General features: G+C 68.7%; 14 protein-coding genes. 4 read left to right on the forward strand and 10 right to left on the reverse strand.

The genetic code is table 11. The annotated features are described in order from the left end of the window. Window positions 1–13 precede the first annotated feature (13 nt). The 4 genes from AC1DK9_RS11725 to AC1DK9_RS11740 all read left to right on the forward strand — a co-directional run bounded on the left by AC1DK9_RS11725 (window position 14) and on the right by AC1DK9_RS11740 (window position 4,059). Complete coding sequence (locus AC1DK9_RS11725) at window positions 14–1,324, forward strand: DUF445 domain-containing protein (protein ID WP_476861240.1); 1,311 nt, start codon at window positions 14–16, stop codon at window positions 1,322–1,324. 5 nt (window positions 1,325–1,329) lie between these two features. After that, window positions 1,330–1,869, forward strand: a complete 540-nt coding sequence (locus tag AC1DK9_RS11730; protein ID WP_476861241.1) for a GNAT family N-acetyltransferase — start codon at window positions 1,330–1,332, stop codon at window positions 1,867–1,869. A gap of 137 nt (window positions 1,870–2,006) precedes the next feature. Further along, window positions 2,007–3,383, forward strand: a complete 1,377-nt coding sequence (locus AC1DK9_RS11735; RefSeq protein ID WP_476916035.1) for a sensor histidine kinase — start codon at window positions 2,007–2,009, stop codon at window positions 3,381–3,383. Next, entirely contained in the window at window positions 3,376–4,059 is a 684-nt protein-coding gene (locus AC1DK9_RS11740) for a response regulator (RefSeq protein ID WP_476861243.1), read from the forward strand. The genes AC1DK9_RS11735 and AC1DK9_RS11740 overlap by 8 nt, the downstream gene beginning before the upstream one ends. A gap of 23 nt (window positions 4,060–4,082) precedes the next feature. Here the strand turns inward: AC1DK9_RS11740 and AC1DK9_RS11745 are convergent, their stop codons facing one another. The 10 genes from AC1DK9_RS11745 to AC1DK9_RS11790 form a co-directional block, all read right to left on the reverse strand. Then, window positions 4,083–5,318, reverse strand: a complete 1,236-nt coding sequence (locus tag AC1DK9_RS11745) for an MFS transporter (RefSeq protein ID WP_476916036.1) — start codon at window positions 5,316–5,318, stop codon at window positions 4,083–4,085. A gap of 48 nt (window positions 5,319–5,366) precedes the next feature. Then, window positions 5,367–6,188, reverse strand: coding sequence for a respiratory nitrate reductase subunit gamma (gene narI / locus AC1DK9_RS11750; protein WP_476861245.1), 822 nt, complete (start codon window positions 6,186–6,188; stop codon window positions 5,367–5,369). Between the two features lies 1 nt (window position 6,189). Further along, a complete protein-coding gene (gene narJ / locus AC1DK9_RS11755) occupies window positions 6,190–6,810 on the reverse strand; it encodes a nitrate reductase molybdenum cofactor assembly chaperone (protein WP_476861586.1) in 621 nt (206 codons plus the stop codon). An 11-nt stretch (window positions 6,811–6,821) separates the two neighbouring features. Next, window positions 6,822–8,516 carry a nitrate reductase subunit beta gene (narH, locus tag AC1DK9_RS11760; protein WP_476916037.1) on the reverse strand — a complete coding sequence of 565 codons (1,695 nt, stop codon included), beginning with the start codon at window positions 8,514–8,516 and terminating at the stop codon, window positions 6,822–6,824. After that, window positions 8,516–12,226: a nitrate reductase subunit alpha gene (locus AC1DK9_RS11765; protein ID WP_476916038.1), complete on the reverse strand. Its 3,711-nt coding sequence runs from the start codon at window positions 12,224–12,226 to the stop codon at window positions 8,516–8,518. Before AC1DK9_RS11765 ends, narH begins: the two co-directional genes overlap by 1 nt. Window positions 12,227–12,325: 99 nt before the next feature. Next, the gene (locus AC1DK9_RS11770) at window positions 12,326–13,075 is read right to left on the reverse strand and encodes a LamB/YcsF family protein (protein WP_476916039.1); all 750 of its coding nucleotides are present in this window, start codon (window positions 13,073–13,075) and stop codon (window positions 12,326–12,328) included. Continuing rightward, complete coding sequence (locus tag AC1DK9_RS11775) at window positions 13,059–13,868, reverse strand: hypothetical protein (RefSeq protein WP_476861587.1); 810 nt, start codon at window positions 13,866–13,868, stop codon at window positions 13,059–13,061. The genes AC1DK9_RS11770 and AC1DK9_RS11775 overlap by 17 nt, the downstream gene beginning before the upstream one ends. Before the next feature lie 125 nt (window positions 13,869–13,993). After that, entirely contained in the window at window positions 13,994–14,584 is a 591-nt protein-coding gene (locus tag AC1DK9_RS11780; RefSeq protein WP_476916040.1) for a hypothetical protein, read from the reverse strand. 128 nt (window positions 14,585–14,712) lie between these two features. Continuing rightward, window positions 14,713–16,086 carry an NAD-dependent succinate-semialdehyde dehydrogenase gene (locus tag AC1DK9_RS11785; RefSeq protein WP_476916041.1) on the reverse strand — a complete coding sequence of 458 codons (1,374 nt, stop codon included), beginning with the start codon at window positions 16,084–16,086 and terminating at the stop codon, window positions 14,713–14,715. Between the two features lie 313 nt (window positions 16,087–16,399). Further along, window positions 16,400–18,730: a glycoside hydrolase family 65 protein gene (locus AC1DK9_RS11790; protein ID WP_476916042.1), complete on the reverse strand. Its 2,331-nt coding sequence runs from the start codon at window positions 18,728–18,730 to the stop codon at window positions 16,400–16,402. Window positions 18,731–18,770 lie beyond the last annotated feature (40 nt).

Here is an 18,770-nt window from a genome sequence, read left to right on the forward strand (position 1 = left end):
CTAGGCTGGGCACATGCAGGTGAACACTGAACGACCAGCCCGTACCGCCGTCCCCCCGGCCGGCGTCGAACACCGGCTCTCTCCCGCGGACGCCGAAAAGGCCGCGGCGCTGCGCAAGATGAAGCTGCTGGCCGTGTCGTTGCTGATCGGCATGGCCATCATCTTCGTCATCGCCTTCGCCCTGCAGAAACAGTACCCGTGGCTCGAGTACGTCCGGGCCGCGGCGGAGGGTGGCATGGTGGGCGCACTCGCGGACTGGTTCGCCGTCACCGCGCTGTTCAAATACCCGCTGGGTTTGAAAATCCCGCACACCGCGATCATCCCGCGCCGCAAGGACCAGATCGGGGCGTCGCTGGGCGAATTCGTGGAAACCAACTTCCTCTCCGAACAAGTGGTGAAGGAGAAACTGGCCAGCGTGGACATCGCGCGGAAGGTCGGTGGCTGGCTGTCCGGCCCGGGTGGCGCCGACCGGGTGGCCAAGGAGGGTGCAGCCGTGATCCGCGGCGCCTTCACGGTGCTCAATGACGACGACGTCCAGGCCGTCATCGAGGCCATGGTCCGGAAGCATCTGCTGGCGCCGCCGTGGGGACCGCCGGTGGGACGGCTCGCCCAGCGCGTGTTCGACGACGGCCACCACCACGCGCTCGTGGACCTGCTCGTGGACCGGACGGTGGACTGGGTGCGCGACAACCACGAGACGGTGAACCGGCTGGTCACGGACCGCTCCCCCACCTGGGTGCCCACGTTCGTGGACGGACTCGTCGGCGACAAGGTCTACGTCGAGATCCTGAAATTCACCCGGGCCGTGCAGTCGGATCCGCAGCACCAGGTCCGTCTCTCGATCGATACCTATCTGAAGTCGCTGGCGCATGACCTGCAGCACGACCCGGTCATGATTGCCCGCGCCGAGGGCGTCAAGGCGCAGGTACTCGGCGACCCGGAGGTCCGTGAACTCGCGTCGCGCACCTGGGGCACGGTCAAGGCCGCGTTGCTGGCCGCCGTCGACGATCCGCACAGCGAGCTGAGCGTCAAGTTCAAGGCTGCCGTGCACGATTTCGGCACCCGGCTGGTGGTCGACCCCGAACTGGCAGGCAAGGTGAACACCTGGATCGGCGACGCCGCGGGGTACCTTGTGAACAACTACCGTTCCGACATCGCCGGCGTCATCACCGATACCGTGGCCCGCTGGGATGCAGAGGAGACCTCGCAGAAGATTGAACTCCAGGTCGGCAAGGACCTGCAGTTCATCCGGATCAACGGCACCGTGGTGGGCGCCCTCGCCGGGCTCGCCATCTTCACCTTGGCCAACCTGGTCTTCGGCTGACCCGGATGGACCCGGCACGGGCATCCCACCAGGACGCCGTCCTCGAAACCGTGCGGCTGCGGCTGAGGCCATGGCGCGTGTCCGACGCCGCGGTTCAGCGCCAGCTCTGGACCGAGCGGGATCCTCGTGTCCCGCCGCATCGACGAATCAGTCCCGACGGCCACCCCACGCTGGACGAGATCGCCGACGGGATCCTTCGTGAGGCCGCGCATCCCTTCCCGGGGCTGCTCGCTGCGGAGCAGAAGAGTTCCGGGCAGTTCATCGGTTACTGCGGGCTGATTCCCAACCGGCACGGCCAGGACGGGGAGCCCGAACTTGCGTTCGAGTTCCTTCGAAAGGTCTGGGGTCAGGGGTTGGCGACTGAAGCCGCCTGGGCCGTCCTGCAACTGGCCGAAGCGTCCGGCTACAGTCGCATTTGGGCCACCGTCCGTGACTGGAACGCGCCGTCCCGCCGTGTGCTGGAAAAACTTGGATTCAGCGAAACCGGCAGAGTGGACCTGGACGAGGTACACGGCGACTCCCTCTTCACCCTAAAAACGCTCTGACCGCCAACTGTTTGTTGCGCCCCGACCCACCGCGGCGTGCCCTCGGACTGGCTCAAAGACTGAATCAGCTGGCTATTGGGTGGAGAATGCCGCGATTTGGGGCTCAGGCGGGGTCGGGGGTGCTTATGGTGACTGGCATGGAATCTGCTCTGAGTTTCGGGCGGCGCTGGGCCGCCCCCGCCGCCGCCGTCGTCTTTTTCTCCCTGTGGTGCGTGGGCGAGGCCGGACGGATGGGCGGGTCCTGGCTTTCATGGTCAGGGAACTGGCCGCTGGTACTGATGACGCTGGCGGTCGCGACGGCTGCCTGGCGGCCCGTCGTTTCGCTGGCATTCACGGCTGCGCTGCTCGCCGGTCAACTGACCCACGCCCTGCCGCCGATGCACTCCACCCACTGGGCCATCTATCTGGGCTCCTTCGTCGCTCTTGGATTCATCATGTGGACCGCCCCGCGACGGCTGCGCTACCTCGCGGCGGCAGCCAACGTGATCGCCGCCGCCCTTATGAGCTTCCTTATGCTGTCCTGGAGGTACGGCGACGGCGTCGGCTGGTTTCCCCCGGCCTATGCCGGCGACCGCTGGAGGCTGCAGGACTATGGCTGGCAGCTATTCGCCCTCCTCCTGCTGATCGCCGGGGCCTGCGCCGCGGCCGGTCTCCTGCTGGCCCTCTTCCAGGAACGGGGCAGCCTGTTCCGGTCCCGTGAACTAGCGCAGAGCAGCCTCAGGGAGGCCGAGATCGACCTGATCGTGGAGCAGGAACGGACACGCATTGCCCGCGACCTGCATGACGTCCTCGCCCACTCGCTTGCCGTCATCGCTGCCCAGGCGGACGGGGCCCGGTACCTGAGCAAGGACCAGCCCAATGCCGTGCTCACCTCCCTGGACACCATCGCCCGGTCGGCGCGCAGCGCCCTGGTGGATGCCCAGCGTGTGATCGAGGGGGTTCGCGAAGACGGCATGGCGACCCCGCAGCCCTTGCTTAGGGACATTCCCGCGCTCATCGAGGGGATGCAGCGCGGCAGCCTCAAGGTCCACACGAGCGAGTCCGGATCCCCCGTGGACCTCTCGCCCGGACAGCAGTTGGCCGTCTTCCGGATCATCCAGGAGTGCCTGACTAATGCGCTAAAACATGGCGGCCGCGGCACGGATGTCCGGCTCCACTATGACTGGAGCGGGCCGGGCCTGACGCTTCACCTCGCCTCTGCCCTTGTTCCGGCGGCCAACGAGGAAGCCTCGGGTCCGGCTTCGCCGCGAGCCGGAAGGGGACTGCCCGGCATGCGTGAACGAGCCCATCTCGCCGGCGGCTGGCTGACGGCGGGCCCCGACGGCGAACACTTCCGCGTGACGGTCTTCCTTCCCTACGGAACCCTGCCGGGCAGCGCAGCTGACGGGACAGCCGACACTGACAGCGGCGATGCCTTCGGTGCGGTTTCCGGGACGGGGGCCCCGCCCGCCCCGGCCGCGGCGGCTGTTCTCCTGCCGGCGGCCGCCTCGCCGGAAGCAGGCCACCGTGGCTGATGCCGGGGCGCGCATCACCGTGGCGCTGGTGGATGACCAGCCCTTATTCCGGGCCGGTATCCGCATGTTGCTCGAGAGCCAGGACGATTTGGAACTCGCAGGGGAAGCCGGTGACGGGAATGAGGCCGTGGCCCTGGCCTTTGAACGGCGACCGGACGTCATGCTGATGGACCTGCGGATGCCGGCCATGGACGGCGTCGAAGCGACCCGGCAGATCGTGCAGCACGCGACGGCGGCCGGAACGGACAAGCCCAGGATTATCGCGCTCACCACGTTCAACAGGGACCAGGCCGTGGTGCAGGCCGTGCAGGCGGGAGCCAGCGGGTACCTGCTCAAGAGCGCGGAACCGGAATTCCTGCTGGCCGCGATCCGGACGGTGCACTCCGGGTACTCCGTCATCGCGCCCGGGTCCATCCATTCCCTCTTCGAGCACGCTGCCCGCAATGTGCCGGCGGCAGGCCCGGACCTCTCCGTGCTCAACGTGCTGTCCGTGCGGGAACGGGAAGTTTTCCTCCTCGCCGCCAAGGGCCTCAGCAATGGCGAAATGGCGGGGAGCCTGTTCGTCTCCGAAGCCACCGTCAAAACCCACCTGCGCAGCGTGCTGGACAAGCTGGAGCTCCGCAGCAGGCTCCAACTGGTGGCATTCGCCCACGAACGGCGGCTACTGGGTACGTAGTCCCGCGGCGCCCCGCCGGCCCGTCAGGCGGGCGCGACCGTGGCCTTGGGCCGGCCGCGCATGGCGAAGCCCGTGAACGCCAGCGCCACCAGCGCCGTGACCACCAGCAGCATTAGCCCGATCGAGTAACTGCGGGACGCGGCGTCGTAGGTAGCACCCATGATCAGGGGCGGAAAATAGCCGCCCAGGCCGCCGGCGGCGCTGACCACCCCGGACACGCTGCCCACCTTCCCGTGCGGGGCCAGCACACCGACCCAGGCAAACACGCCGCCGGTGCCCAGGCCCAGGGCGGCAGCCATCGCCACGAACGTCAGGCCGGCGGGCACATCGCCGTCGGGCTGCAGGTTCACCACCCAGGCGAGCACGGCGACGCCGGCGAGTGAGACCATCACGACGGGTTTGGGTCCGAAACGGTCCGCGAGCACTCCCCCGACGGGCCGGGCCAGCACGGCGGCCAGGGCGAAGCCGGCGGTGCGCGCCCCGGCGGCACTCGGGTCGAAGCTGTAGATGTCCCGCAGGTACGTCGGCAGGTAGGTCGCGAAGGACACGAAGCCGCCAAAGACGACGGCGTAGAGGAAGCACATCTTCCACGTCACCGGAGTTTTTGCGGCGTCGAGCAGCTTGGGCATGACCGGCGCGTTCTGGCGGCTCCACGCCGGGGACTCCTTCATCAGGAACCAGACCAGCGCGGCCATGACGGCCAGGACCGCGGCGATCAGCAGGTGCGTGGGGAAGTAGCCGATCCAGGCCACCAGCCGCGGGTTCAGGAACGCGGCCAGGGCGGTACCGCCCATCCCGGCACCGAACACCCCGGTGGCGAAGCCGCGCCGCGACGGGTCGTACCAGGCGCTGACGAAGGGGATGCCGACGGCGAACACGGTGCCAGCTACCCCAAGCAGCAGCCCGGCGCCGAGCACCAGGGGGAAGGAACGGATGCTGCCGCCCACGGCCACGGCCAGGATCGGCACGATGGCGGCGAGCAGGACGAAGCTGAACATGGCCCGGCCGCCGTACTTGTCCGTCAGGGCGCCGACGACGATCCTGCCCAGCGATCCGACGAAGACCGGCATGGCGACGAGGATCCCCGTGGTGGCGGGGGTGAGCTGGAGGTTCTGGGTGTAGAACGCCCCGAGGGTGGCCACCGAATTCCAGGCCCAGAACCCCGCCACCGAGGCTGCAGTGGCGAGCACCAGGTTGAGCGTCTGTCCTGCCGGTCCGGTCGCCGTCGTCGCCGTCGCTGGCGGGGTCAATTCGGCCATGGTGGTCTCCTCTCGGCGCGGCGGCAGGCTCCCGGTGCCGCCGGCGGGTCAGCGGTTGCGGGTGTCACGGTCGCGGGTTCCGACCGCGGACCAGCCGGGCCGGGCCGCCGAGGACGGGGTGCGGGTTGCCGCCCCCGTCTGGACCCCGCCTCGTTTGCCGCCCCGTTTGCCGTTCCGGTCCCGGTCGCGGGAGCGGTACACGATGTACGGCCGGAAGAGGTAGTGGAACGGCGCCGTGAACGCGTGGACCAGCCGGGTGAACGGCCAGATCACGAACAGCGCCATGCCCACCAGGGTGTGCAGATGGAAGGAAAACGGGGCCTCCGCCATCGCCGCGATGTCCGGCTGGAAGATGAACAGCGAACGGAACCACGGCGCCACGGTCTCGCGGTAGTTGTGCCCGTGCTCGCCCTCGAACACGCTCGCCAGGGTGGTCCAGAGCCCGAAGACGATCGCGGCGGTGAGGACGACGTACATGGTCTTGTCGTTCTTGGTGGTGGCCATGAAAACCGGCCCGGTGGTGCGTCGCCGGTAGATCAGCAGGATGATTCCACCCAGCGTCCCGACCCCGGCAATGCCGCCCACCAGGAGGGCATTGAAGTGGTAGAACTCCTGGCTCATCCCCACGGCCTGGGTCCACGCCATCGGAACGACCAGACCGAAGAAGTGCCCGGCGATCACGGCGAGCAGGCCGAAGTGGAACAGCGGCGACGCGATCCGCAGCAGCCGGGATTCGTAGAGCTGGGAAGACCGGGTGGTCCAGCCGAACTGGTCGTACTTATAGCGCCAAACGAGACCGCCGACCAGGACCACCACCATGACGTAGGGCAGCACACCCCAGAGCAGGATATCGAGCACCGACAGCTCCATTTCAGGCCCCCTTCACGGGCAGCAGGCGCGGGTCGTACGGGTCCAGGCCCACGGCCTCGGTGGGCGGACCGTAGCCGGCCATCCGCATCACGGCCTGCTCATCCGCGGGTGACTTCCCCGGCAGGGTGGCGCAGACGGCCTGCAGGATCCGGGCATGCGGCAGCGCGTCCCGGAGCAGGCCAAAGCGCAGCATCTCCAGGCTGGCCCGGTACCGGCCCAGCAATGCGCGGCCGGCCGCGAGGTCCACCCGGGCGGCGTATTCCAGCACCATCGGGAGGTAGTCCGGCAGTTCCCCCTGAGTGTCCACCAGGACGTCGCTTTGCCGGTAAGCCGCCTTGAAGCTGCCGAGCACTTCGCCGCGCCGCCGGGTGTCCCCGTCCGTCCAGTACGACAGGTGCAGGGCGTGGCGCCTGCCGAGGTCGAACTCGCGAACGTAGCTGGCCTGGCTTTCCATCAGCGGCGTGGCCTCCAGGGCGGCCAGCGCCTCTTCGAAGTCGGCGACGGCGTTGGGGTACTCCGCGAGCGCGGCGCGCATCAGGGGCACCTTGCCGAGCAGGTCCTCGTCCGGGTAGGACAGGCACCACGCGGCGGCGAGGTAGACGACCTGGTCGCGGCGGCTCATGGCTGGACGGCTCATGGTTGGTCCTCCGCCGCGGCCAGGGTGCCCGGTTCCGGCCCCTTCTCGGGGAAGAGCCCGGGCGGCGCGCCGCGGCCGTCCCAGTTCAGCAGGTTCACCCGGCCCCTCAGGCTGGTCCCCTCCTCGAGGCCGCCGGAGGTCTGCCGGTCCTTCAGCGCGTTGAAGGTCTCCACGGCCACCGGAACCGGCCGGCCGCTGGCCTCGCCGAACGGTGAGGTGTCCTGCATGCCGGGGCCGCCGTCGAAGTCCAGCGAGCAGCCCATCTCTTCCAGGTCGTGGGCCTGTTCCACATGGGCTTTGGGGATGACGTAGCGTTCCTCGTATTTCGCGATCGCCATCAGCCGGTACATCTCGTACATGCTCTGGCTGTCCATGCCCACCGCTTCGGGGATGGAGTCGTCCGGGTCGTTGCCGAGGCTGATGCCGCGCATGAAGGAGCGCATTGCCGCGAGCTTCAGCAGCACCGCGGTGACCCGGTCCGTGTCCCCGGCGGTGAAGAGTTCGGCGAGGTATTCCACCGGAATGCGCAGCGCGTCGATGGCGCCGAACAGGTTGCCGGCGTCCTCGCCGTCGTGCCCCTGATCGCGCAGCAGGTCCACCACCGGGGAAAGCGGCGGGACGTACCAGACCATCGGCATGGTCCGGTATTCGGGGTGCAGCGGAAGGGCCACCTTGTAGACCTTGGCCAGGGAGTAGACCGGCGAGCGCCGGGCCGCGTCGATCCAGTCCTCCGGGATGCCCTGGGCCCGTGCCTCGGCCTGCACGGCGGGGTCGTTCGGGTCCAGCAGCACGTCCATCTGGGCGTCGTAGAGCGCCTGCGGGTCCGTCACGGCGGCCGCCGCGGTGACGGCGTCGGCGTCGTACAGAAACAGCCCGAGGTACCGCAGCCGGCCCACGCAGGTCTCCGAGCAGACCGTGGGGAGCCCCACCTCCACCCGCGGATAGCAGAAGGTGCACTTCTCGGCCTTGCCGGTCTTGTGGTTGAAGTAGATCTTCTTGTAGGGGCAGCCGGTGACGCATTGCCGCCAGCCGCGGCACTTGTCCTGGTCCACCAGCACAATCCCGTCCTCCACCCGCTTGTAGATCGCGCCGGAGGGGCAGGAGGCCATGCAGGACGGGTTCAGGCAGTGCTCGCAGATCCGCGGCAGGTAGAACATGAAGGTCTGCTCGTAGGCGAACTTGATCTTGTCCTCGGATTCGCGCCGGACTTTTTCCACGATCGGGTCCAGGTGCCCGTGCTCGGCGGATCCGCCCAGGTCATCGTCCCAGTTCGCAGACCAGGTGATCTTGGTGTCCTCGCCGGTGATCAGGGACTTTGGCCGCGCCACCGGAAAGTCGTCGCCCAGCGGCGCGTCCACCAGGGTCTTGTAGTCGTAGGTCCACGGCTCGTAGTAGTCCTTGAGCTCGGGCTGGACCGGGCTGGCGAAGATCCCCAGCAGCTTCTTCACCCGGCCGCCGGCCTTGAGCACGAGCTTGCCGCGTTTGTTCAGCACCCAGCCGCCGTGCCAGCGTTCCTGGTCCTCGTAGCGGCGCGGGTACCCCTGCCCGGGGCGGGTTTCGACATTGTTGAACCAGACGTATTCGGTGCCCGCACGGTTCGTCCAGGCCTGCTTGCAGGTCACCGAACAGGTGTGGCAGCCGATGCATTTGTCCAGGTTCATCACCATGCCCATTTGGGCCATCACGCGCATCAGTACTGCACCTCCTGGGAACGACGGCGGACGGTGGCCACCATGTCACGCTGGTTTCCGGTGGGGCCAAGGTAGTTGAACGCGTAGGCCAGTTGGGCGTACCCGCCGATCAGGTGCGAGGGCTTGACCAGCAGCCGGGTGACGGAGTTGTGGATGCCGCCGCGCCGCCCGGTGGCCTCGGACTTGGGGACGTCGATGGTGCGTTCCTGGGCGTGGTGGACGTACACGACGCCGGCGGGCATCCGGTGGCTGACGATCGCCCGGGCCACCAGGACGCCGTTGATGTTCACGCACTCCACCCAGTCGTTGTCCTTGACCTCGATGGCGTCCGCGTCGGCCGGGCTCATCCAGACCGTGGGTCCGCCGCGCGAGAGCGAGAGCATCAGCAGGTTGTCCTGGTATTCGGAGTGGATGGACCATTTCGAGTGCGGCGTCAGGTAGCGGACCACCACCTCCATGGATCCGTCCCGGCCGAGTTTGGGTTCGCCGAAGAGCCGGTGCATGTCCAGCGGCGGCCGGTAGATCGGCAGGGATTCGCCGATGTCCCGGATCCAGTCATGGTCGAGGAAGAAGTGCATCCGGCCGGTGAGGGTGTGGAAGGGCTTGAGCCGTTCGATGTTGATGGTGAACGGTGCATACCGGCGGCCGCCCGTCTCCGAACCGGACCACTCCGGTGAGGTGATCACCGGGACCGGGCCGGCCTGGGTCTGGGCGAAGGTGATGAACTTTTCCTCGGACCCCTCGGACAGGTCCGCCAGCTTCCGGCCGGTGCGCACTTCCAGGTCTTTGAAGCCCTGGACGGACAGTGCGCCGTTGGTGGTGCCGGAGAAGGCCAGGATCGCCTCGGCCAGCTTCGCGTCCGTGTCGATCGCGGGGCGGCCGTCCGCGGCGCCGCCGAGCATCACCCCGTTGGACCGGCTCAGCCGCTCCAACGGGCCTTTGAGTTTGTAGGTGACGTTTTTGACCGTGAAGCCGAGCTTGTCGGCCAGCGGCCCGACGGCGGCCAGCTTGTCCGCGATGGCGGTGTAGTCCCGCTCAACGACGGAGAAATTGGGCATGTTCTGTCCCGGAACGGCGGGGATGGACGCGTCCCGCCAGTCCCGCACGGTCCCGCCGGGCTGCGCGAGCTGGCCGGGGGTGTCGTGCTGCAGCGGGACGCTGACCAGGTCCTTGCGGACACCCAGGTGGCTCTTGGCCTGCCGGGAGAACTCCTGGGCCAGCAGGTGGAAGGTGTCGAAGTCCGTCTTGGTCTCCCACGGCGGGTCAATCGCCGGTGTGAAGGCGTGCACGAACGGGTGCATGTCGGTGGAGGACAGATCGTGCTTCTCGTACCAGGTGGCAGCCGGGAAAACGACGTCGGACAGCAGCGTGGTGGAGGTCATCCGGAAGTCCGCGGAGACCAGCAGGTCCAGCTTTCCCTCCGGCGCCTGCTCGTGCCATTTCACGACCCGTGGCTTGAGGCCTTCGGCGTGGTCCTTTCCGATGACGTTGTTGTGGGTTCCCAGCAGGTTGCGGAGGAAGTACTCGTTGCCCTTGGCTGAGGAGCCGAACAGGTTGGAGCGCCACAGCACCAGGGTCCGCGGCCAGTTCTCCGGGGCGTCCACGTCTTCGATGGCCGGGTTCAAGGTGCGGTTCTTCAGCGCATCGGCGATGTAGCCGGGGGTGTCCGTCGCCGTGCCGGCGGCGACGGCGGCCTCCGCTTCGTCCGCGATGTCCAGCGGGTTGCGGTCGAACTGCGGGTAGAAGGGCATCCAGCCGAGCCGGGCTGACTGGGCCATGGCGTCCGCGGTGTGCATCCCGTCCAGGGAGCCGGTGGACAGCGGCGATTTCAGGGCGTCCGCGGAGTAGCCGTCCTGCCGCCACTGGTCGGTGTGCATGTACCAGTAGCCGGTGCCGATCATGGTCCGCGGCGGCCGGGCCCAGTCCAGCGCGTTCGCGAGCGACACCCAGCCGGTGGCCGGTCGGGTCTTTTCCTGACCCACGTAGTGCGCCCAGCCGCCGCCGTTGCGGCCCATGCAGCCGGTTAGCATGACCAGTGCCAGCACCGCGCGGTAGGTCGCGTCGCCGTGGAACCACTGGCAGATGCCGGCACCCATGATGATCATGGACCGGCCCTTGGACTCTTCGGCGTTCCGGGCAAACTCGCGTGCCACCCGGATGCAGGCCTGCGCCGGAACGGAGGTGATCTCCTCCTGCCACGCCGGGGTGTAGGGCGTTGCTGCGTCGTGGTAGCCGGCGGCCCACTCCCCCGGCAGCCCTTCGCGGCCCACACCGTACTGGGCCAGCATCAGGTCGAACACGGTGGTGACCAGTTGCCCCTCCACTTCGAGGACCGGGACGCCGCGCCGGAGCACGCTGCCGGCGCCGCCGGCGGCCTCGAAGCACGGCAGCAGGATTTCGGCGCTTTCACCGGACACCTCGCGCAGCGACAGCGCCGGTTCGATGCCCGCCAGGTCCAGGTTCCATTTGCCTTCCCCGCTGCCGGAGTAGCGGAACCCCATGGAGCCGTTGGGCACGGCCGGGCGGCTTGCCTTCTTGTCGAACAGCACGGTCCGGAACGCGGCGTCTTCGGCCAGGGACTCGGCCGGAATGTCCTTGGCGGTGAGGAACTTGGAAGGGGTGAGGGTGCCGTCGTCGCGCCGTTCCAGGGTGACCAGGAACGGCAGGTCGGTGTACTGCCGGACGTAGTCGGTGAAGAACGGCACCTCCCGCTCGACGAAGAACTCCTTGAGCATGACGTGCCCCATCGCCATGGCCAGCGCGGCGTCCGTGCCGGCCTGCGCGGGGAGCCATTCGTCGGCGAATTTCGTGTTGTCCGCGTAGTCCGGGCTGACCGTGACCACCTTGGTGCCGCGGTAGCGCACCTCGGCCATCCAGTGCGCGTCCGGGGTGCGGGTCACGGGGACGTTTGAGCCCCACATCATCAGGTAGCGGGCGTCCCACCAGTCGCCGGATTCCGGGACGTCGGTCTGGTCGCCGAAGACTTGCGGGCTGGCCACCGGCAGGTCCGCGTACCAGTCGTAGAAGGAGGTCATCACCCCGCCGATCAGCTGGATGAAGCGGGTTCCGACAGCGTGCGAGACCATCGACATGGCCGGGATCGGCGAGAACCCGGCGCAGCGGTCCGGCCCGTAGGCCTTGATCGTGTTGACGTGCGCGGCGGCGGCGATTTCGATCGCCTCCTGCCAGGAGACGCGGACCAGGCCGCCCTTGCCGCGCGCCTGCTGGTAGCGGCGGCGCTTTTCCGGGTCCCCGGCGACGTCGGCGAAGGCCAGCACCGGATCGCCCAGCCTGGCCTTGGCCTCGCGGTACATCTCCACCAGCACACCGCGCGCATAGGGAAAGCGCACCCGGGTGGGCGAATAGGTGTACCAGGAGAAGGCTGCCCCGCGCGGGCAGCCGCGGGGCTCGTATTCCGGGCTGTCCGGTCCCACCGAGGGGTAGTCGGTCTGCTGGGACTCCCAGGTGATGATGCCGTCCTTGACGTACACCTTCCAGGAGCAGGAGCCGGTGCAGTTCACCCCGTGCGTGGAGCGGACCACCTTGTCGTGGCTCCAGCGGTCCCGGTAGAAGATGTCGCCCTTGCGGCCGCCCTCCCGGAACACCACCCTGCCGTCCTCGGTCTGGTCCCATTTCGTGAAGAATCGGCCCAGCTTCAACATTGCATCCGAGGCGGGTCCGTCCAACCCCGCGGAGCCTCCGGCAGTCATGCCCCCAAAGCTATGGGGCACCCTGTTCGCCCGATAGGGCCCTACGGCACTAGTGTCACAGTCGCCACTTCAGTCGCACGGCGGAACGCGACGCGGACCTCAGGCGAACGGCTCCAACTCGACGCCGGCCTGCTCCAGCGCGGCGCGGACGGCGGCGGCCACCGCCACGGAGCCCGGAGTGTCGCCGTGCAGGCACAGCGAGTGCGGGGTGAGCGTGACCACCGTGCCGTCGACGGCCAGGACTTCGCCCTTGAGGGCCAGCCGGAGCGCCCGTTCCACGATCTCCTGGGGGTCTTCGATCACCGAGGCCTCCTCCAGCCGCGGCACCAGGGAGCCGTCCGGGAGGTAGGCGCGGTCGGCGAAGGCCTCGTGGAACACCGGGTTGCCGGCCTCGCGGGCAATCCTCAGCAAGGCTGAACCTTCCAGGCCCAGAATCGGAAGCCCCGGGTCGTAGGCCTGGATCGCGGCGACGACGGCGGAGGCCTGTTCGTCGTCGTGCATGGTCCGGTCGTAGAGGCCGCCGTGGACCTTGACGTAATCCACCGAGGCGCCCACCGCATGGGCCACGCCGTCGAGCGCGCCGAGCTGGTAGAGAACCGCGCCGAACAGGTCGTCGAAGGTCATGTCCATGGCGCGCAGGCCGAAGCCGGCCAGATCGGGGTAGCCCAGGTGGGCGCCCACCCTGACGTCCAGCTCGTAGGCCGAACGGCAGGTGTCCAGCATGGTCACCGGGTCCCCGGCATGCATGCCGCAAGCCACGCTGGCGCTGGTGACGAGCGGGAACATCGCGGCGTCGTCGCCCATGGTCCAGGAGCCGAAGGACTCCCCGAGGTCAGCGTTCAGATCCAACGGTTCCGCCTTCCAGATCCGGGGCGGCGTCCGCCGCGCCTGTCTTCAGTTCGCCGGGGATGGTCACCGGCATGGGGCCGAAGGCCTCCTTGGCGTTTTCGACGACGGCGCGTCCCATCATCCGGTTGCCGACGCCGCCCACCACGGCGCCGACGCCGAAGGGCAGCGCACGGCCCAGCAGCGCGGTGCCCTGGCGCTTGAGCAGGTTGCGCAGGAAGGCCCGCTGGATCCGCTCCCGCACCGAGCCGAAGCCGATCATCGGTGCGCGGCGCGCGAAGAGCGTGCCCCAGGCCTGCGTCGGCCCCGCGCCCTGTCCGGCGGCGTGGCCGCTCAGCGAGCTCAGCAGCGCCGTGCCCTCTTCGCCGAGCATGATGGCCATGACCAGCGTGCTGGCCCGCTCCGGATCGACCATCCGCACCCCGTGCAGTTCGGCCAGCGAGGTGGCGAACAGTGCGGTGGCCTCCAGGAAACCGACGGTCGCGGCGGCGGAGAGTCCCAGCGCGGCCACGGTTCCGACGCCGGGGATGACGGCCGAGCCGCCCACGAGGGCACCGCCGCCGGTGACAGCGGTCAAGTAGTTGCGTTCCAGGATCGCGGCGAGCTGCGCCGCGGTGGCCTGCGGGTGCTTCCGCTGCAGCCGGCGCAGGTTCGCCAGGACCAGCGGCCGCTGGATTTCCACTGCACGCAGGAGCATGTTGTGGACGCCGGGCTTGGGCTTGCCATCGGCGTCGAACATGGCATTGTGGGCGGTCTTCTGGGCAATTTTCATTGCCGGGTTGCTGCGCTTGGCCATCATCGCCTCTCCGTGAACCATAAGGGTGCTGAACATCGTCCAGCCTCAAGACTAGGCCAAAGACCGTCCGGCCGCCTTGGCGCCCCTTCCCCGCTGCCGCCGGGCCGCCGACGTCGGGCAGTGCGCTAAAGCACCCAGGATTCGGCGAGGGCGATGAACGCCGAGGAGGACGGTCCCAACGGGCCTGGATAGACAGTCGGCGCGCCGGGCCACTCCACCCCGAACTCCGCGAGCCGTCCGGTGCTGCAGGGCAGATAAACGTTGCTCAGGGCGGCGTTTGCCTCGCCGAGCTGGAAGTTGGGCGCGGTGAACTGCCTCCGGTCCAGGACCCCGCTGATGGCCAGCTCCGCTTTGTGGCCGGTGGCGCGGAACCCTGTCGCCGGGTCTGTCCGCACCGTGAATTCGTCGTGCGTGTGCCCGATCCCGGTCAACGGGAATCGCGCCGCCTCCGGGAAGTGCCGGGTAAGTTCGGTGGCCAGGGTTTCCGCGAGGGCTTCATCGGTGCCGTAGCTGCGCCAGCCCTGGAGGGTGGCCACCAGCAAAGCGCTCCCGGAACCCCACCGGGACCAGTCGGCCTGCCAGAACGAGGCAAAGCAGCTGGCCGGCTCGCCCGGAACCAGGGCTCCCCGCGAATCCGCCGGGTGCAGCGCCAGGCCCGCGTTGACACCCACGAAGGCCAGGCTGCGCCGCGCCGGGGCGGTGGCCGTTTTTTCCATAGCAGGAGCCTAACGGGACGGCAACGGCCGCGGCCGGAAGGTCTTCACCTCCGGCCGCGGCCGTGTCTTGGCGGGGTTTCCGGGCGGGGCCGGTCCCGCTTGGCGCGGGGAGCCCAGCGCCGTCCCGCTTAGCGCGGGGTGCGGATCAGCTTCTTGTTGACGAACTCGTCCATCCCGAACCGGCCCAGCTCACGCCCGACGCCGGAGCGCTTGACGCCGCCGAAGGGCATGTCCGCCTGGGTCTGGGCGACCGAGTTGATGAACACCATGCCGGTGTCCAGCTGGTCGGCGACGTCCTGGGCCTTCGCGGGATCGGCGCTGAATACCGATCCGCCCAGGCCGTAGGGCGAGCCGTTGGCGAGGTCGATTGCTTCCTCCACGCTGGCCACCTTGTAGATGACGGCGGCGGGTCCGAACAGTTCCTCGGAGAACGCGCGCATCTCGGGGGTGACGTCGGTGAGGACGGTGGGCTCCACGTAGGCGCCGGGTCCGTCCACCTTGTGGCCGCCGGTGCGCAGGGTGGCTCCCTTGTCCACGGCGTCCTGGATCTGCTCGACCAGGCCGTCCGCGGCGCTCTGGGAGGACAGCGGACCGAAGCGGGTGTCTTCCTGCTGGGGATCGCCGGGCTTGATCCGGGCCATCCGCTCGGTGAACTTCTCCACGAACGGCTCGTAGAGGTCTTCGAGGACGATGAACCGCTTGGACGCGGTGCAGGCCTGGCCGGCGTTCCCCATCCGGCCCCCGACGGCGGCCTTGACGGTGGCGTCCAGGTCATCGGAGTCGAGCACGATGAAGGGGTCGCTGCCGCCGAGCTCCAGGACGTATTTCTTGAGGTTGCGCCCGGCCACCTCGGCCACGGCCGCACCGGCCCGCTCGCTGCCGGTCAGGGAGACACCCTGGACGCGGGAGTCCGCGATGACCTCCGCCACCTGGTCGTTGTCCAGGAACAGGTTGGTGTAGGCGCCCTTCGGCAGGCCGGCGTCGTGGAAGATCTCCTCGATCGCAAGGGCCGACTGCGGGCAGCTGCCGGCGTGCTTGAGCAGGATGGTGTTGCCCAGAACCAGGTTGGGCGCGGCGAAACGGGCCACCTGGTAGTAGGGGTAGTTCCACGGCATGATGCCCAGCAGGGGGCCGATCGGGGTGGAGCGCACCAGGGCGTCGCCGCCGCCCTTGACCTCCAGCGGCTCGTCCTTGAGGAATTCCGGGCCCTCGGTGGCGTAGTAGTCGTAAATCGAGGCGACCAGCTTGACCTCGCCGCGGGCCTCGACCACGGGCTTGCCCATCTCCTTGGCGATCAGGCGCGCCAGTTCATCCTGGCGTTCCCGGTACAGCTCGGCGACCCGGGCGATGACCTTGGTGCGCTCCTCCACGGGCGCCTTGCGCCACTCGAGGAAAGCCTGCTGCGCGGCGGCGAGCGCCGTCTCGACTTCTTCCTTGGTTGCGAGCGGGAATTCCTTTTCCGTCTCTCCGGTCGCGGGGTTCACTGTCTTGTAGGCAGTCATTGGTCCACCATCTCCGTTTCTGGCTGGGTTGAGCCGGTGCGGGCGCGGACCGCCGGTGGCGCCGGATACGGCGTCGACGGCGGTTCCCGCCCATTGCGCGGGGCCGGCGTGCCGTTCCGGCAGCATCGGTCCCTTAGGCGCCAACCGAGGCGTCCCCGGGAGTATTCCGGCCGAGGGTTCCGGATCCCAACTCCACCCGCCATTTCGACGGTTCCCTGCCAAAACGACGCTTCGCGACGTCGAGCGCGCAGGGAACCGTCGAAACGGACACGGATGCGGGCGCGGGTCGGCCGCGCCAGCGTCAGCGTCAGCGTCAGTTGACGGCGCGCACCACCGGGATCGACGCCGTCGCCGGGCCCGGGAACACCGTTGGCTCCGGGCTCGCCACGGCGTGCAGCGGCACGGTCACCGGATCGCTGCCCACGGTGAACCGTTCGCCGCGCACGTCGACGTCCAGCGGCGTGCCCTCCCGGACGGTCAGCCGAAGCGCCTCATGGCCCAGCTCAACGTGCAGCAGCCCGCCGCGGAGTTTCAGGTGGAAGGACAGGGAGTCCCATTCCGCCGGCAGCCGCGGATCGAAGTACGGAACCTCGCCCTGGTCGCGGAGGCCGGCGAAGCCACTGACCAGCGAGCTCCAGACTCCGCCCGTCGAGGCGATGTGCACGCCGTCGATCGTGTTCCCGTGGGTGTCGTCGAGGTCGATGTAGAGGGCGTGGATGAAGTGGTTGAGCGCGGCTTCCCCGTAGCCCACCTCGGCCGCCATGATGCCCTGCACACAGGCGGACAGGGTGGAGTCGCCGGTGGTGATCGGGTCGTAGAAGTCGAAGGCGCGGCGCTTCTCCTCGGCGGTGAAGTCCTGCCACTGCAGGAACATCGCCAGGACGGTGTCGGCCTGTTTGAGGACCTGGTGCCGGTAGATCACCAAGGGGTGGAAGTTCAGCAGCAGCGGGTACTTTGACCGCGGAGTGTCCCAATCCCACGGTTCCAGGGTCATGAAGTCGTTGTCCTGCGAGTGGACCTGCAGGTCCTCGTCGTAGGGCACCTGCATCCGGCTCGCGGCCTGCTCCCAGACCTCCCGCTCGGCGTCGTCAATGCCCGGGTGGTCCAGCGCCGCGGCCGCACGGAGGTTAAAGCGGGCCATGACGTTGGTGTACAGGTTGTCGTTGACGACGGCGGTGTACTCGTCCGGGCCGGTGACGCCGTGGATGTGGAACAGCCCGTCCTTGCCGAAGAAGCCCAGCGAGGCCCACATCCGAGCCGTCTCGATCAGCAGCTCCGCGCCCTGGGTTTCCTTGAACCCGGTGTCGCCGCTGGCCCAGAGGTAGCGGTTGGTGGCGAAGGCGATTGCGGCGGCGATGTGGAACTGCGCGGTGCCGGCGGCGTAGTACGCGCTGGCTTCGAGGCCGTTGATGGTGCGCCACGGGAAGAGGGCGCCGTCCACGCTGAGCTCCTTCGCGCGGACCCTTGCCTCGGGCAGCAGCTCGTGGCGGAATTCCAGGACCTGGCGGGCGTTGCCGGGGCTGGTGTAGGTCAGGTACGGCAGCAGGTACACCTCCTGGTCCCAGAAGTAGTGCCCGTCGTAGCCGGAGCCGGAGACGCCCTTGGCCGGAATGCCGGCCACGTCCGCGCACGCCGTGGCCTGCGCCAGCTGGAAGAGGTTCCAGCGGATGGCCTGCTGCAGCTCGGCCCGGCCGCCGATGACAATGTCGCTGGTGGTCCAGTAGTCGCGGTAGTGCGCCGCGCTCTGGGCGAAGATCTCGCTCACCGGCAGCAGGGCCGCCTCGGCCGTCTCGGCGAGGTCCTCGTCCGAGGCACGCCCCACCGCGTAGCTGACGCTTTTCTCGAGCACGAAGGGAACCTCCGCGCTGACGGCGAGGACGTAGCGGACGCTGCTGTCGTCCTGGTCCACCTGGGTGTCGAACGGCTGGACGCCGGCGGAGGTCCAGTGGTCCACGGCCATGCCGAGCCGCTGCTTGGACTCTGCGGCTTCCCAGGACAGCCGGAGCGAGCCGTCGCCGCCGTCGAGCCTTACCGGGAGCAGCACGCGCCCGGCGTGCCGGCCGGCGCGGCGCGGGTCGTGCGCCGAGTGGTCTTCCACCGGCTGGTCCTGGCGGTTCACGACGGCGGAGGTCACGTCGGCGGAGATGTCCCGGTCGGCCGCGACTTCCAGCGAGATGCCGAGGGCGCCGCGCGCCTGGTACCCCACCGCACGGCGTTCCGTGGTGGTCACGGTAGCGCCGGAGCGGCACTGCCAGACGATCCGGCACTCGTAGACGCCGGTGGCGAAGTCCACGCTCCGCCGGTAGTCCAGCACCGTGGATTCTTCAAGGCTGAGCATTTCGCCGTCGATGACCACGGCGAAGTTGTTGGCATCCGGAACGTAGAGGATGCGCTGGCCGGTGCGGGCGAAGCCGTACGCGTTTTCCGCGTGCTTGATGTCCCAGATCTCGTGGAAGCCGTTGATGAAGCTGCCCGGGAGTTCGGCGTCGGCGGCTGCCCAGTGGGCGCCGCGGATGCCGAGGTGGCCGTTGCCGAGGCTGAAGAGGGTCTCTAGCGTCCCGGCGTTACCCGGCAGGTGGACGGTTTCCACGAGCTGCCAGGGGTCATTGGGGAACCTGGCGCGGTCCGAGGTGATGAGAGCCATGGTGGGGGTCCTTTTGGCGGTGAGGGTTGTGCGGGCGGGT

The organism is Arthrobacter sp. 01T414, from assembly GCF_056398965.1.